This window comes from Sphingomonas flavalba, from assembly GCF_047553045.1.
Lineage (GTDB): Bacteria > Pseudomonadota > Alphaproteobacteria > Sphingomonadales > Sphingomonadaceae > Sphingomonas_L > Sphingomonas_L flavalba_A.
Genome location: NZ_CP180208.1, coordinates 2,761,631 through 2,775,433, shown reverse-complemented (window position 1 = coordinate 2,775,433; position 13,803 = coordinate 2,761,631). Strand labels below are relative to the sequence as shown.

Below are 13,803 nucleotides of genomic sequence, written 5' to 3'. Positions count from 1 at the left end.
ACAGGATGGTCACCGCGATTTCCGCCAACAAGGCAGAACTGATCGCCATCGCCGATGCGGTCGCCAAGGAGAAGCTGATCGATCGCGCCATCGTGATCGAGGCGATGGAGGACGCGATCCAGCGCGCCGCCCGTGCCCGTTACGGCGCGGAGAACGACATCCGCGCGAAGCTTGATCCGCAGTCCGGCGACCTGCGCCTGTGGCGCGTCGTCGAGGTGGTCGAGGCGGTCGACGACTATTTCAAGCAGGTCGGTCCCAAGGACGCCGAGAAGCTTCAGCCCGGCGCCAAGATCGGCGACTTCATCGTCGATCCGCTGCCGGCGATCGAGTTCGGCCGCATCGCCGCCCAGGCCGCCAAGCAGGTGATCTTCCAGAAGGTCCGCGATGCCGAGCGCGAGCGCCAGTATGAGGAATTCAAGGATCGCGCCGGAGAGATCATCACCGGCGTCGTCAAGCGGGTTGAGTTCGGCCATGTCGTCGTCGACCTCGGCCGGGCGGAAGGCGTCATTCGCCGCGACGCGCAGATCCCGCGCGAGGTGGTCCGCGTCGGCGATCGCATCCGTTCGCTGATCCTGCGCGTGGTGCGCGAGAATCGTGGGCCGCAGATCTTCCTGTCGCGCGCCCACCCCGATTTCATGAAGAAGCTGTTCGCGCAGGAAGTGCCGGAAATCTACGACGGCATCATCGAGATCAAGGCCGCCGCGCGCGATCCGGGCAGCCGCGCCAAGATCGGCGTCATCAGCCGCGATTCGAGCATCGACCCGGTCGGCGCCTGCGTCGGCATGAAGGGCAGCCGGGTGCAGGCCGTCGTCCAGGAAATGCAGGGCGAGAAGATCGACATCATCCCCTGGTCGGAAGACACGGCGACCTTCGTCGTCAACGCGCTGCAGCCGGCCAGCGTCAGTCGCGTCGTCATCGACGAGGAAGAGGATCGGATCGAGGTCGTCGTCCCCGACGACCAGTTGTCGCTTGCCATCGGCCGCCGCGGCCAGAACGTCCGCCTCGCCAGCCAGCTGACTGGCAAGGCGATTGACATCCTGACCGAGGCCGACGCCAGCGAGAAGCGCCAGCGCGAGTTCACCGAGCGGTCGGAAATGTTCCAGAACGAGCTGGACGTCGACGAGACGCTGGCCCAGCTGCTCGTCGCGGAAGGGTTCGGCAGTCTAGAGGAAGTCGCCTATGTCGAGGCCGACGAGATCGCGACGATCGAGGGCTTTGACGAGGAACTGGCCGGCGAGCTGCAGAGCCGCGCGCAAGAGGCGCTGGAGCGGCGCGAGGAAGCCAACCGCGAGGAGCGCCGCGGGCTTGGCGTCGTGGATGAACTGGCCGGCATGCCCTATCTGACCGAGGCGATGCTGGTCACGCTGGGCAAGGCGGGCATCCTGACCCTCGACGATCTGGCGGACCTCGCCACCGACGAACTGGTGCAGAAGCGCCGGGTCGAGCCGCGCCGCCGCGCCGAAAACGCCAGCCGGCCGGAAGACAAAGGCGGTGTCCTTGCCGAATACGGCCTGAGCGAAGAGCAGGGTAACGAGATCATCATGGCGGCCCGCGCCCATTGGTTCACCGACGAGGATTCGGCGGCCGACGGGCAGGACGACAATGGGGAGGACGCAGTTGCGGGAACTCCCCAATGATCCGCTAGACGCCGACATTCAGGGCAATAGCCGGCGCTGCATCCTGTCGGGTGCGCGCGCCGATCCGGTCCGTCTGGTGCGGCTTGCGCTCGCCCCGGACGGTCAGGTGCTGCCCGACATCCGCGGCAAGGCGCCGGGGCGTGGCGCGTGGATCGCCGTCGACCGCGCGACGCTGGACGCGGCGCAGGCGAAAGGGCGGCTGAAGGCCGCGCTGGCCCGCGCGTTCAAGAGCGGGGCCGTCACCGCGCCGGCCGACCTTGGCCAGCGCATCGCCGATGCGCTCGAACGCGCCGCGCTCGACCGGCTCGGGCTGGAAGCGCGCGGCGGTACGCTGGTGACCGGCGCCGAACGGATCGAGACCGCGGCGCGGTCGGGCAAGGTTGGGTTGCTGCTCCACGCCGCCGATGCGGGCGCCGACGGTTGCCGCCGGCTCGACCAGGCGCTGCGCGTCGGCAACGGCACGGAAGGATCGGGCGCGCGCGGGTTGGTAATCGCCGCCGGGCGCCCCACATTGTCCTTGGCGCTTGGACGTGAAAATGTGGTACATGTCGCGGTAACAGGCCGTGACGCAGCGGCAAGGGTGGGCGATGCTATCGCCCGCTGGCACGCATTCATTGGATTTGAAGCGGGCGACCGGCCTTGCGAAACCGCCTCGCAAGGTCCATCCGCCCCTGTGGCGGGCGGTAATACGGCGGTACGGACGACGAACGAAGGGTCTCGGGCAAGTTCATGAGTGATAGCGACAACAAGGAAAAGCCGAAGCTCGGCGCGCGGGTCCCCCTGGGCCTGAAACGCACGGTGGAGACCGGCAAGGTGAAGCAGAGCTTCAGCCATGGCCGCTCGAACACCGTCGTCGTCGAAGTCAAGCGGCGCCGGATTCTCGGCAAGCCGGGCGAAGCGGAAACCCCGGTGGTGGAAGACAGCGCGCCGGAGCCCGCGCGTGCGCCCGCCCCGACTGCGCCGCCCCCGCCGCCGCCGCCCACTCCGTCGCGGCCCACCGCCGATTCGCTGATGTCGCGCCAGGAATTGCAGGCGAAACTGCTGCGCGAGGCGGAAGAAGCGCGGATGAGCGCGCTGGAGGAAGCGCGCCACCGCGAGGAGCGCGAACGCCAGCGCGCGTCCGAGGAAGAGCGCCAGCGCGCCGAGGACAATCGCCGGGCTGAGGAGGAGGCCCGCGTCGCCGCCGAACAGGCCGCCAAGAACCCGCCGCCGGCGGTGGAGGCCCCGGCCGCTGCTGCCGCGCCGGCCCCGGCTGCGCCCGCCGACCCGGCGCCGGCCCCGGCCGCCCCCGCTGCTCCGGCCGCCGATGCGCGCCCGGCGCCGCGCCGCTTCACCCCGGTCAGCCCGCCGCCAAAGCGGCCCGATGCGCCGCGCCCGTCGCGTGGCGCGCCGCGTGGCGACGACCGCCGTCAGGGCAAGCTGACCGTGACCCGCGCGCTGAATGACGGTGACGGCGGCGCCCGCGCCCGTTCGCTCGCCGCGCTGAAGCGCGCCCGCGAAAAGGAACGTCGCGCCCAGGGCGGCGGCGGTTCGCAGGTGCAGGTCCGTCAGGTCCGCGACGTCAACGTGCCGGAAGCGATCACCGTCCAGGAACTCGCCAACCGCATGGCGGAAAAGGGCGCCGATCTGGTCAAGGCGCTGTTCAAGATGGGCATGCCCGTCACCGTGAACCAGACGATCGATCAGGACACGGCCGAACTGCTGGTCACCGAATTCGGCCATAACATCAACCGCGTGTCGGATTCGGACGTCGATCTGGTGATTGACGACGATGTCGATTCGCCCGAAACGCTGCGCCCGCGTCCGCCGGTCGTGACGATCATGGGCCATGTCGACCACGGCAAGACGTCGCTGCTCGACGCGCTGCGCGGCACCGATGTCGCAACCGGCGAGGCCGGTGGCATCACCCAGCATATCGGCGCCTATCAGGTGACGGTGAAGTCGGGCGACAAGGTCACCTTCCTCGACACGCCGGGCCACGAGGCGTTCACCGAGATGCGCCAGCGCGGCGCCAACGTCACCGACATCGTCGTGCTGGTCGTTGCCGCCGATGACGGGTTGAAGCCGCAGACGATCGAAGCGATCAGCCATACCAAGGCGGCCGGCGTGCCGATGATCGTCGCGATCAACAAGATCGACAAGCACGAAGCGAACCCGCAGCGGGTGCGCGAGGCGCTGCTGCAGTACGACGTGCAGGTCGAGGCCATGGGCGGCGACACGCAGGACGTCGAGGTTTCGGCGCTGAAGAAGACCGGGCTGGACGTTCTGGTCGAGAAGATTCTGCTGCAGGCGGAACTGCTGGAGCTGAAGGCCAATCCCGACCGTCACGCCGAAGGCACGGTGATCGAGGCGCAGCTCGACAAGGGCCGTGGCCCGGTCGCGACGGTCCTCGTCCGGCGCGGCACGCTGAAGGTCGGCGACGTGTTCGTCGTCGGCGCCGAAAGCGGCAAGGTGCGCGCGCTGATCGACGACAAGGGCCGCAACCTGAAGGAAGCTGGGCCGTCGACGCCGGTTGCGGTGCTCGGCCTGTCCGGCGTTCCGCAGGCGGCGGACCCGCTGTCGGTGGTCGAAAACGAGGCTCGCGCCCGCGAGGTTGCCGCCTATCGCCAGAGCGTCATCACCCGCAAGCGGACGACGCAGGCGCCGGCCGATCTGGAGAGCATGTTCTCCGCCCTGCGCCAGAAGCAGGCGATCGAATACCCGCTGGTCGTCAAGGCCGACACCCAGGGTTCGGTCGAGGCGATCGTCAACGCGCTCAACAAGATCTCGACCGACGACATCCGCGTGCGCATCCTCCACGCCGGCGTCGGCGGGATCACCGAGAGCGACGTGACGCTGGCATCCGCCAGCCGGGCGCCGATCATCGGCTTCAACGTCCGCGCCAATGCCAAGGCGCGGGAAATCGCCACGCGGGATCAGGTCGCGCTCAAATATTACGACGTGATCTACCAGCTGACCGACGAGATCCGGGCCGGCATGGCCGGCGAGCTTGGGCCGGAGGCGATCGAGCATGTCGTCGGCCGCGCCGAGGTGCGCGAGGTGTTCTCCGCCGGCAAGCATGGCAAGGCGGCGGGCCTGCTCGTCACCGAAGGGCTGATCCGCAAGGCGCTGAAGGCGCGGATCACCCGCGACGACGTCATCATCTACAACGGTGCGATCGCCTCGCTGCGCCGGTTCAAGGACGACGTGCCGGAAGTGCGCGCCGGCCTGGAATGCGGTGTGACCTTCGAGAACACGACCGATATCAAGCCCGGCGACTTCCTCGAAACCTTCGAGGTCGAAATGCGCGAGCGTACCCTCTAACCGCCATTCCCGCCCCCGCCACCGCGGCGGGGGCGGGGCACGGAACCGCCAATGCCAGCCAACAGCACGCCTGAAACCCGCTCCGTCCGCCTGCTGCGCGTCGGGGAACAGGTGCGCCATGCGCTGAGCGACATATTGATGCGCGGCGACGTCCATGACGAAACGCTGGCCGCCGCGATGGTGACGGTCACCGAAGTCCGCATGTCGCCCGACCTGCGCCACGCCACCGCCTTCGTGAAACCGCTGCTCGGCACGGATGAGGCGAAGGTTCTGAAGGCGCTGCGCACCAACACCGCCTATCTGCAGGGAGAAGTGGCGCGGCGGGTGAACACCAAATATGCCGCGAAGCTGAAATTCCTCGCCGACGGCAGTTTCGACGAAGGCAGCCATATCGATGCGGTTCTGCGCCGCCCGCACATCGCGCAGGATTTGAACGAAGCGGACGGCTGAGTTTGGCCAAGCTCTATTTCTACTATGCGTCGATGAACGCGGGGAAATCGACGACGCTGTTGCAGGCCGACTTTAATTATCGCGAACGCGGCATGGAAACGATGCTGTTCACCGCCGCTGTCGACGATCGCGCCGCGCCGGGGACCATCGCCTCGCGGATCGGGCTGACGGCGTCGGCGGTGCCGTTCGACGCGGTGCTCGACATCGGCGCGGCCGTCGCCGCGGAGCATGCGCGCCGCCCGCTGTCCTGCGTGCTGGTCGACGAAGCGCAGTTCCTGTCGCGCGCGCAGGTGCTGCAACTGGCGGATATCTGCGACACGCTCGGCATACCGGTGCTCGCCTATGGGCTGCGTACCGATTTCCAGGGCACTCTGTTCGAGGGCAGCGCCCATCTGCTGGCGCTTGCCGACGCGCTGATCGAACTGAAGGCGGTGTGCGCCTGCGGGCGCAAGGCGACGATGAACCTGCGGGTCGATGCCGCGGGCCGCCCGGTCAACGAGGGTGCGCAGACGGAGATCGGCGGCAACGACCGCTATGTCGCGCTGTGCCGTCGTCATTTCATGGAGGCCCGCCGCCAGTGACGGACGCGCTGCGGCGCCCGCCGACCGACGGCACGTTGCGGCTGGAGCCGCTGGTCGAGGCGCATCGCGCCGCGCTTGGCGCCGCCTGTGCGGAAGACCCGGATATCTGGGCGATCTACAGCCTGTCCTATGGCCCGGCGCATTTCGACGCGAGCTTCACCGCGCTGATCGCCAACCCGCGCTACGCCGCCTTCGCCATCCTGTCGGACGCCCGGCTGGTCGGCATGACCGCCTATATCGCGCCCGATCCGGCGCGCGGCGTTATCGAGATCGGGATGAGCTACATCGTCCCGGCGGTGCGCGGCACCGGCCTCAACCGCCGGCTGAAACGGCTGATGATCGGCCATGCCTTCGCCTGCGGCTATCGCCGGGTCGAATTCCGCGTCGACGTCCGCAACGCCCGCAGCCAGGCCGCCGTCGCCAGGGTCGGCGGCGTCCGCGAAGGGGTGATGCGGCAGGATCGGGTGACCTGGACCGGCCATGTCCGCGACACCGCGCTGTTCGCGATCCTGAAGGACGAATGGCGCCCCGCCTGAACAAATGAATTCGGCGTCATTCAGGAACGCGCCAGCCATGTCGTGCGATGATGCGCCGTCATCGTGATGGAGTGCGTATCATGAAAAGCAACCGCCTTGGTCTGGCGCTGGCCGCGCTGGCCGGTGCCGCGCTGTTCGCCGCGCCGGGCGCCGCCAAAGACCAGAAGCCGCGCGTGCTTGGCGTCGAGGCGAGCATCCCTTTCGCCTCGTCGAGCATCAACAGCTGGCAGGCGGACGGCAACGATGCCGTCTATATCCAGGACCTGCGCCGCCAATGGTATCGCGCGACGCTGATCGGGCCGTGTACGGAGCTGCCCTTTGCCAATGCCGTCGGCTTCGACGCCGGGCGGGCGCTCAACACCCTCGACCGCTTCTCGACGATCGTCGTGCGCGGGCAGCGTTGCCCGCTGACCAGCCTGGTCACATCGGCGCCGCCGCCGGCCAAGGCGAAGAAGAAAGGCTGACAGCGCCGCGCGATCCGGGCATGGGCCGGCGATGCATGGCTGGCTGATCATCGACAAGCCGGTGGGCCCCGGCTCCACCCAGGTCGTCTCCGCGGTCAAGCGCGCGCTGCGCGCCGGCGGCTATCCGAAGGTGAAGGTCGGCCACGGCGGCACGCTTGACCCGCTGGCGTCGGGCGTACTGCCGGTGGCGCTGGGCGAGGCGACCAAGCTTGCCGGGCGGATGCTCGACAGCGACAAGGTCTACGCCTTCACCATCGCCTTCGGCACGCAGACCGACACGCTCGACGCGGAAGGGCAGGTGGTCGCCACCTCCGCCGTCATGCCGACCCTGGCGGATGTTCAGGCGGTGCTCCCCCGCTTCACCGGCGCGATCGCGCAGGTACCGCCGGCTTTCTCGGCGCTGAAGGTCGATGGCGCGCGCGCCTATGCGCTGGCCCGCGCCGGCGGGGATGTGACGCTGGCGCCGCGCGCCGTCACCATCCACGCGCTCAGCATCGACGAGGGCCAGCCGTTCCTGACCCTCGTCGCCCATGTCTCGAAGGGCACCTACATCCGCAGCCTGGCGCGCGACATCGCCCATGCCCTCGGCAGCGTCGGCCATGTCGTCATGCTGCGCCGTTTGAAGGCCGGGCCGTTCACCCTCGACTCCGCGATTTCGCTGGACAAACTGGCGGAACTGGGGCAAGCGCGCCGCCTTGAAGACATATGCCTGCCGCTGAGGGCGGGGCTGGACGACATCCCGGCTCTATCCCTCACCCCCGATCAGGCAGGGCTGCTCCGTCAGGGGCGGGTCTTGGTCGGGATCGCCGCAAACCAGGGCCTCAACTTCGCGATGCTGGGCGAAACCCCCGTCGCTCTCGTTGAGGTTTCCGACCGGGAAGTCCGGGTGGTGCGCGGGTTCAACCTCTGACGGAAAGGATGACGATGTCGATTACCGCTGAGCGCAAGGAAGCGCTGATCAAGGACAATGCCCGCGTCGATGGCGACACCGGTTCGCCCGAAGTGCAGGTCGCGATCCTCACCGAACGGATCGTCAACCTGACCGCGCATTTCAAGACGCACGCCAAGGACAATCACTCGCGCCGCGGTCTGCTGATGCTGGTCAACAAGCGGCGCAGCCTTCTGGATTATCTCCGCAAGAAGGACGGCGAACGCTACACCGCACTGATCGCGAAGCTGGGTCTTCGCAAATAATCCGAACGGCCCCGCTACGGGGCCGTTCTCGTAAATGCCCCCGCACGGTGCGGGGGTGCAGCCGCCGCGCGCCGCGTGGCGGATCAAGGGCAAGCGGCAATCCGGCCGTACGTCCGCCGGGACCAGACGAGTTCCGAACCGCGCGGGCCGGCTAGCCCGCATCGGCCTCGCTCCAAGAGGCCGGACAGGCCCCGGCGGCATAGGGTCGCCGGATGAAGGAAATCAGATGTTCGATACCAAGAAAGTGGAAATCGAGTGGGGCGGTCAGACGCTGACTCTCGAAACGGGCCGCGTTGCCCGCCAGGCCGACGGCGCGGTGCTCGCGACGCTCGGCGAAACCGTGGTTCTCTGCGCCGTCACCGCGGCGCGCAAGGTGAAGGAAGGGCAGGACTTCTTCCCGCTCACCGTTCACTATCAGGAAAAATACGCATCGGCCGGCCGCATTCCCGGCGGCTTCTTCAAGCGGGAACGCGGCGCGACCGAGAAGGAAACGCTGACGTCGCGCCTGATCGACCGGCCGATCCGCCCGCTGTTCCCGGATGGTTTCTACAACGAAATCAACGTTATCGCTCAGGTTATGAGCTATGACGGCGAGAATGAGCCGGATATTCTGGCGATGGTCGCCGCATCGGCGGCGCTGACCCTGTCGGGCGTGCCGTTCATGGGGCCGATCGGCGCCGCGCGTGTCGGTTATGTCGACGGCGAATATGTGCTGAACCCGACCGACGAACAGGTTGCCGCCGGCGATCTGGATCTGGTCGCCGCCGCCACCCACGACGCGGTGATGATGGTCGAATCCGAAGCGAAGGAGCTGTCGGAAGAGGTCATGCTCGGCGCCGTGATGTTCGCCCATCGCGAAAGCCGCAAGGTGATCGACGCGATCATCAAGCTGGCCGAGCAGGCGGCGAAGGAGCCGTGGGATCTGCCCGCGCAGTCCGATACCGCCGCGATGAAGGACAAGCTGAAGAAGCTGGTCGGCAAGGATATCACCGCTGCCTACAAGCTGACCGACAAGTCGGAGCGGTCGAACGCGCTGAACGAAGCGCGCGCCAAGGCGAAGGACGCCTTCGCCGACGCCAGCCCGCAGGACCAGATGGTCGCCGGCAAGCTGGTCAAGAAGCTGGAAGCGGAAATCGTCCGCGGCGCGATCCTGAAGGACGGGCGCCGCATCGACGGCCGCTCGACCACCCAGATCCGCCCGATCGAGGCGGTCGCCGGTTTCCTGCCGCGCACCCACGGTTCGGCGCTGTTCACCCGCGGCGAAACGCAGAGCATCTGCACCACCACCCTTGGCACCAAGGATTCGGAGCAGATGATCGACGGGCTGACCGGCCTGCATTACCAGCATTTCATGCTGCACTATAACTTCCCGCCCTATTCGGTCGGCGAAGTGGGCCGCTTCGGCGCGCCGGGCCGGCGTGAGATCGGCCACGGCAAGCTGGCCTGGCGGGCGCTGCACCCGGTGCTGCCGACCAAGGACGAGTTCCCCTACACGATCCGCGTCACCTCCGACATCACCGAGTCCAACGGCTCGTCGTCGATGGCGACGGTGTGCGGCGGCTCGCTGTCGCTGATGGATGCCGGCGTGCCGCTGAAGCGGCCGGTGTCGGGCATCGCGATGGGCCTGATCCTGGAAGGCAAGAAGTTCGCGGTATTGTCCGATATTCTCGGCGACGAGGATCATCTGGGCGACATGGACTTCAAGGTCGCCGGCACCAGCGAAGGCGTCACCAGCCTGCAGATGGACATCAAGATCGCCGGTATCACCGAAGAGATCATGAAGCAGGCGCTGGCCCAGGCGCATGACGGCCGTGCTCATATCCTGGGTGAGATGGCCAAGGCGCTCGACCACAGCCGGACCGAGCTGTCGGCCCACGCGCCGCGCATCGAATCGCTGCAGATCGACAAGAGCAAGATCCGCGAAGTGATCGGCACCGGCGGCAAGGTGATCCGCGAGATCGTCGCGGAAACCGGCGCCAAGGTCGACATCGATGACGAAGGGCTGATCAAGATCAGCTCGTCCGACCCGGCGCAGATCGAAGCCGCGAAGAACTGGATCCTCGGCATCGTCGAGGAACCGGAAGTCGGCAAGATCTACACCGGCAAGGTGGTCAACCTCGTCGATTTCGGCGCGTTCGTGAACTTCATGGGCGGCAAGGACGGCCTCGTCCACGTCTCCGAGATCCGCAACGAGCGGGTCGAGAAGGTCTCCGACGCCCTGTCCGAAGGGCAGGAGGTCAAGGTCAAGGTGCTCGAGGTCGACCAGCGCGGCAAGGTTCGCCTGTCGATGCGCGTCGTCGACCAGGAAACCGGCGCTGAGCTGGAAGACACCCGCCCGCCGCGTGAGGACCGTGGTCCGCGTGGCGATCGCGGCCCCCGGCGTGACGGCGGCGACCGTGATCGCGGCCCGCGCCGCGACGGTGGCGATCGTGGCCCGCGTCGCGGTGGCGGCGGTGGGCGTGATCGCGGCCCGCGTCGCGAATCGAACGACCGGGACGACGGCCCGGCGCCCGAATTCGCGCCGGCCTTCCTGTCGCGCGACGACGACTGAGCATCGGCATTCGCCGGATGCGGGAAAGGGAGGCTTCGGCCTCCCTTTTTCGTTTCGCGGGCGTTTTTCCGGCGTTGCGGGCATCCGGGGCGCGGGGCGCACCGCCGCCGGCAAGGCGTTGGCCCAAAACGGAAAAAGCCGACGTTTCCAGGGGTGGGGGAAACGCCGGCTCGTTGCAACCCGAAAGCTCAACCGACCGGGTGGAGCGGTTTCTTCCGGACGCATATATATTGCCCCGAATGTCACCGGTAGCGCAAGCCACCAAACGCTTCCGCGCAGCAACCGCGCAGCAAAATGCGACGGGACGTTGCGTTAGCCGCGCGGTGTGACGCGGGCCTCCGTCGGGCGCGGGTATTTAACCGGACATTTTCTTGTCATTCGGCGGGTTTTCTGGCGCATTCCGGGTATGCCCGGCGAATATGTCCGGCGTAACCCGTGCAGGCCGGCCTGCGCGCTTCGGGCGGAAATCGGGCGGGGCGTTCACACTTTCCCCACAATTCCCGGCCATGGTCCAGCCGCTCGCAGCCAGCCCTCTCGCGTCGCTGAGGACAGCACCCCCGATCGATAGTCTGGCTGCGGGCAACCTGGCGCCGCCGGTTCCCCGGTGGCGTCGCTGCCCACGGCCTGCCCCTATGATCCATCCGGTCGTCTCAATATGGCACGATCGGGACGGGTTTCCTGTGGACAGAAACCGGCGGCCCACGGCAGCTTCCCGCAAAAGGGGAGACTGCCATGCGATTCTCTTGGCTCGGACTGGCAACTGCGCTGGCATGCGCGACCAGCGTCAACGCGGCAACGGTGACCCGGCACGTCGTCGAAGGCGATTTTTCCCTGTCGGGGCCGGACCAGATCCGCTTTGTTGCCCAGCCGATGACAACCTATGTCGTGCTGGTCGAATTCGAGCGCCCGCTCGTTTCCTATGTGTCCGGCTATTACGACATCACCTACAACATGTATGATGGCGACGGGGCGTGGATCGGCGGGAACAACCTGTTCTTCGACGATTACCGTTCGCACAGCGGCGAAGCCCGGTATTACGAGACCTTCCACTTCGGCCCGGACAGCTACACCCGCACCGGTCCGGGCACGGGCGAGGTGACCCGTTTCAGCGATACCAATCACGCGATCACGCTGTCGGCGTGGGACGACAGCCGTTACCGGATGACGATCGACGCCTATGCCGGCGTGCCGGAACCGGCGGCATGGGCGTTGCTGATCGCCGGATTCGGCCTCGCCGGTGCCGCGATACGCGGCCGCAGGGAAGGGTGTGCCGCCGACGCATAGGCGCGGGGCAGGGTGGCGACCCCGGCGTGACTCGAACACGCAACATCCTGCTTAGAAGGCAGGTGCTCTATCCAGTTGAGCTACGGGGCCGTGCGTCGTGCGCTAGCAAGCCGCGACGCGATTGCACAGAGGCGAAACCGGTCTAAGACTGGCGCGATGGACAGCAATTCCGGGCCGGCGGCGACAACCGCCAACGCGCTGGCGGGCACGCATTTCCGCTATTTCGATTTCGTGATGGCGGCGTTCGTCGCCATCCTGCTGCTGTCGAACGTGATCGGCGCCGGCAAGGTCGCCAGTGTCGGCGGTTTCATGTTCGGCGCCGGCATCCTGTTTTTCCCGCTATCCTACGTGATCGGCGACGTGCTGACGGAGGTTTACGGCTATGCCCGCGCCCGCCGCTGCATCTGGGCCGGCTTTGGCGCGTTGTCGTTCATGGCGCTGATGAGCTGGGTGGTGGTCAGCCTGCCCCCGGCCAAGGGCTGGGACGGGCAGAGCGCCTATGAAGCGGTGTTCGGACAGGTGCCGCGCATCGTTTTCGCCTCGATCGTCGCTTTCTGGGCCGGCGAGTTCGTCAACAGCTTCGTGCTGGCGCGGATGAAGGTGATGACCGCCGGCAGGATGTTGTGGGCGCGCACCATCGGTTCGACGATCTTCGGTCAGGGGGTCGACAGCCTGATCTTCTATCCGCTCGCCTTCCTCGGCGTGTGGGAAACCCATCAGGTGTTCGTCGTCCTCGCCACCAACTGGGCGCTGAAGGTCGGCTGGGAAGCGGCGCTGACCCCGGTCACCTACGTTGCCGTCGGCTGGCTGAAGCGCCGCGAGGGCGTCGACGTGTTCGACGAAGGCACCGAATTCACCCCGTTCAGGACGCGGGTGTAGCCGGCCGCTCTACGCCGACACCGCGGCGAGCAGTCCCTCGAACAGCCGGCGGCCGTCGCTGCCGCCGTGCGCCGGCCCCATCATCCGTTCCGGGTGCGGCATCATGCCGAGCACGTTGCCCGCCGGGTTCAGGATGCCGGCAATCGCGCGGGCGGCGCCGTTGACCGGTTCGGCATAGCGGAAGGCGACACGGCCCTCGCCTTCCAGCCGGTCGAGCGTCTCGGCGTCGGCGGCGTAATTGCCGTCCTGGTGGGCGACAGGAATGCGGATGGTCTCGCCGGCGTCATAGCGCTGGGTGAAGACCGACTGGCTGGTGCCGACGGTCAGCGCGACGTCGCGGCAGACGAAGTCCAGCCCGGCATTGCGCATCAGCGCGCCGGGCAGCAACCCGACCTCGGTCAGCACCTGAAAGCCGTTGCAGATGCCGAGCACCGGCACCCCGCGCTCCGCCGCCGCGACCACCGCCGCCATGATCGGGCTGCGCGCCGAAATCGCGCCGCAGCGCAGATAGTCGCCGTAGGAGAAGCCACCGGGCAGGCCGATCAGGCCGACGCCGTCGGGCAGGCTGGTTTCGCCGTGCCACACCATGGCCGGCGCGGTGCCGGTCACGTCGTGCAGCGCGGTCGCCAGGTCGCGGTCGCAGTTCGATCCGGGAAAGACGATGACCGCGCTTTTCATCACATGTCCTCGATGCGGAAATTCTCGATCACCGTGTTGGCGAGCAGGCGGTTGCACATCGCCTCTATCTCTTCGCGGCTGGTGCCGTCGGCCAGGTCCAGCTCGATCAGCTTGCCGGCGCGCACGTCGTTGACACCGGCAAAGCCGAGGGCGTGGAGCGCGTGGTGGATGGCCTTGCCCTGCGGGTCGAGAACGCCGTTCTTCAGGGTAACGAAAATGCGGGTTTTCATGGATTCTGCTGGTCCC

At 67.4% G+C, this 13,803-nt stretch carries 13 protein-coding genes, 1 tRNA gene and 1 pseudogene; 12 read left to right on the top strand and 3 right to left on the bottom strand.

Annotation, left to right across the window (positions count from 1 at the left end):
* The first annotated feature begins 5 nt into the window (after positions 1-5).
* The 11 genes and pseudogenes from nusA to ACMT1E_RS13230 all read left to right on the top strand — a co-directional run.
* Positions 6-1,637, top strand: coding sequence for a transcription termination factor NusA (gene nusA, locus ACMT1E_RS13280; protein ID WP_414900824.1), 1,632 nt, complete (start codon positions 6-8; stop codon positions 1,635-1,637).
* Positions 1,603-2,370, top strand: a complete 768-nt coding sequence (locus ACMT1E_RS13275; RefSeq protein ID WP_414900823.1) for a DUF448 domain-containing protein — start codon at positions 1,603-1,605, stop codon at positions 2,368-2,370. The genes nusA and ACMT1E_RS13275 overlap by 35 nt, the downstream gene beginning before the upstream one ends.
* Positions 2,367-4,940, top strand: a complete 2,574-nt coding sequence (infB, locus tag ACMT1E_RS13270; protein WP_414900822.1) for a translation initiation factor IF-2 — start codon at positions 2,367-2,369, stop codon at positions 4,938-4,940. The genes ACMT1E_RS13275 and infB overlap by 4 nt, the downstream gene beginning before the upstream one ends.
* Before the next feature lie 51 nt (positions 4,941-4,991).
* Positions 4,992-5,390, top strand: a complete 399-nt coding sequence (rbfA, locus tag ACMT1E_RS13265) for a 30S ribosome-binding factor RbfA (protein WP_414900820.1) — start codon at positions 4,992-4,994, stop codon at positions 5,388-5,390.
* A gap of 2 nt (positions 5,391-5,392) precedes the next feature.
* Entirely contained in the window at positions 5,393-5,971 is a 579-nt protein-coding gene (locus tag ACMT1E_RS13260; RefSeq protein WP_414900819.1) for a thymidine kinase, read from the top strand.
* The gene (locus ACMT1E_RS13255) at positions 5,968-6,507 is read left to right on the top strand and encodes a GNAT family N-acetyltransferase (protein ID WP_414900818.1); all 540 of its coding nucleotides are present in this window, start codon (positions 5,968-5,970) and stop codon (positions 6,505-6,507) included. Before ACMT1E_RS13260 ends, ACMT1E_RS13255 begins: the two co-directional genes overlap by 4 nt.
* A gap of 80 nt (positions 6,508-6,587) precedes the next feature.
* Complete coding sequence (locus tag ACMT1E_RS13250) at positions 6,588-6,971, top strand: DUF6491 family protein (protein WP_414900816.1); 384 nt, start codon at positions 6,588-6,590, stop codon at positions 6,969-6,971.
* A 31-nt stretch (positions 6,972-7,002) separates the two neighbouring features.
* Positions 7,003-7,881 (top strand): tRNA pseudouridine(55) synthase TruB, encoded by an 879-nt coding sequence (gene truB / locus ACMT1E_RS13245; RefSeq protein WP_414900815.1) that lies wholly within the window; start codon positions 7,003-7,005, stop codon positions 7,879-7,881.
* 14 nt (positions 7,882-7,895) lie between these two features.
* Entirely contained in the window at positions 7,896-8,165 is a 270-nt protein-coding gene (gene rpsO, locus ACMT1E_RS13240; protein ID WP_414900814.1) for a 30S ribosomal protein S15, read from the top strand.
* A 226-nt stretch (positions 8,166-8,391) separates the two neighbouring features.
* Positions 8,392-10,716: a polyribonucleotide nucleotidyltransferase gene (pnp, locus tag ACMT1E_RS13235; protein WP_414900813.1), complete on the top strand. Its 2,325-nt coding sequence runs from the start codon at positions 8,392-8,394 to the stop codon at positions 10,714-10,716.
* A 1,170-nt stretch (positions 10,717-11,886) separates the two neighbouring features.
* Positions 11,887-12,000 (top strand): annotated as a pseudogene (locus tag ACMT1E_RS13230) (PEPxxWA-CTERM sorting domain-containing protein); the annotation flags it as partial.
* Between the two features lie 13 nt (positions 12,001-12,013).
* On the opposite strand, the gene ACMT1E_RS13225 reads toward ACMT1E_RS13230, so the two are convergent.
* Positions 12,014-12,090, bottom strand: a tRNA-Arg gene (locus tag ACMT1E_RS13225).
* A gap of 66 nt (positions 12,091-12,156) precedes the next feature.
* Here ACMT1E_RS13225 and ACMT1E_RS13220 point away from each other — a divergent pair.
* Positions 12,157-12,879, top strand: coding sequence for a queuosine precursor transporter (locus ACMT1E_RS13220; RefSeq protein ID WP_414900812.1), 723 nt, complete (start codon positions 12,157-12,159; stop codon positions 12,877-12,879).
* 9 nt (positions 12,880-12,888) lie between these two features.
* On the opposite strand, the gene purQ is transcribed toward ACMT1E_RS13220, so the two are convergent.
* On the bottom strand, positions 12,889-13,557 hold the full coding sequence (purQ, locus tag ACMT1E_RS13215) for a phosphoribosylformylglycinamidine synthase subunit PurQ (protein WP_414900811.1): 669 nt from the start codon (positions 13,555-13,557) through the stop codon (positions 12,889-12,891).
* Positions 13,557-13,787: a phosphoribosylformylglycinamidine synthase subunit PurS gene (purS, locus tag ACMT1E_RS13210; RefSeq protein WP_414900810.1), complete on the bottom strand. Its 231-nt coding sequence runs from the start codon at positions 13,785-13,787 to the stop codon at positions 13,557-13,559. The genes purQ and purS overlap by 1 nt, the downstream gene beginning before the upstream one ends.
* Between the last annotated feature and the right edge of the window lie 16 nt (positions 13,788-13,803).

What these genes read in the sequence shown, in the direction of transcription:
- nusA (WP_414900824.1), top strand. Translation starts at nt 6, where the DNA reads ATGGTCACCGCGATTTCCGCCAACAAGGCAGAACTGATCGCCATCGCC.
- ACMT1E_RS13275 (WP_414900823.1), top strand. Translation starts at nt 1,603, where the DNA reads ATGGGGAGGACGCAGTTGCGGGAACTCCCCAATGATCCGCTAGACGCC.
- infB (WP_414900822.1), top strand. Translation starts at nt 2,367, where the DNA reads ATGAGTGATAGCGACAACAAGGAAAAGCCGAAGCTCGGCGCGCGGGTC.
- rbfA (WP_414900820.1), top strand. Translation starts at nt 4,992, where the DNA reads ATGCCAGCCAACAGCACGCCTGAAACCCGCTCCGTCCGCCTGCTGCGC.
- truB (WP_414900815.1), top strand. Translation starts at nt 7,003, where the DNA reads ATGCATGGCTGGCTGATCATCGACAAGCCGGTGGGCCCCGGCTCCACC.
- purS (WP_414900810.1), bottom strand. Translation starts at nt 13,787, where the DNA reads ATGAAAACCCGCATTTTCGTTACCCTGAAGAACGGCGTTCTCGACCCG.
- ACMT1E_RS13220 (WP_414900812.1), top strand. Translation starts at nt 12,157, where the DNA reads ATGGACAGCAATTCCGGGCCGGCGGCGACAACCGCCAACGCGCTGGCG.
- purQ (WP_414900811.1), bottom strand. Translation starts at nt 13,557, where the DNA reads ATGAAAAGCGCGGTCATCGTCTTTCCCGGATCGAACTGCGACCGCGAC.
- pnp (WP_414900813.1), top strand. Translation starts at nt 8,392, where the DNA reads ATGTTCGATACCAAGAAAGTGGAAATCGAGTGGGGCGGTCAGACGCTG.
- ACMT1E_RS13250 (WP_414900816.1), top strand. Translation starts at nt 6,588, where the DNA reads ATGAAAAGCAACCGCCTTGGTCTGGCGCTGGCCGCGCTGGCCGGTGCC.
- rpsO (WP_414900814.1), top strand. Translation starts at nt 7,896, where the DNA reads ATGTCGATTACCGCTGAGCGCAAGGAAGCGCTGATCAAGGACAATGCC.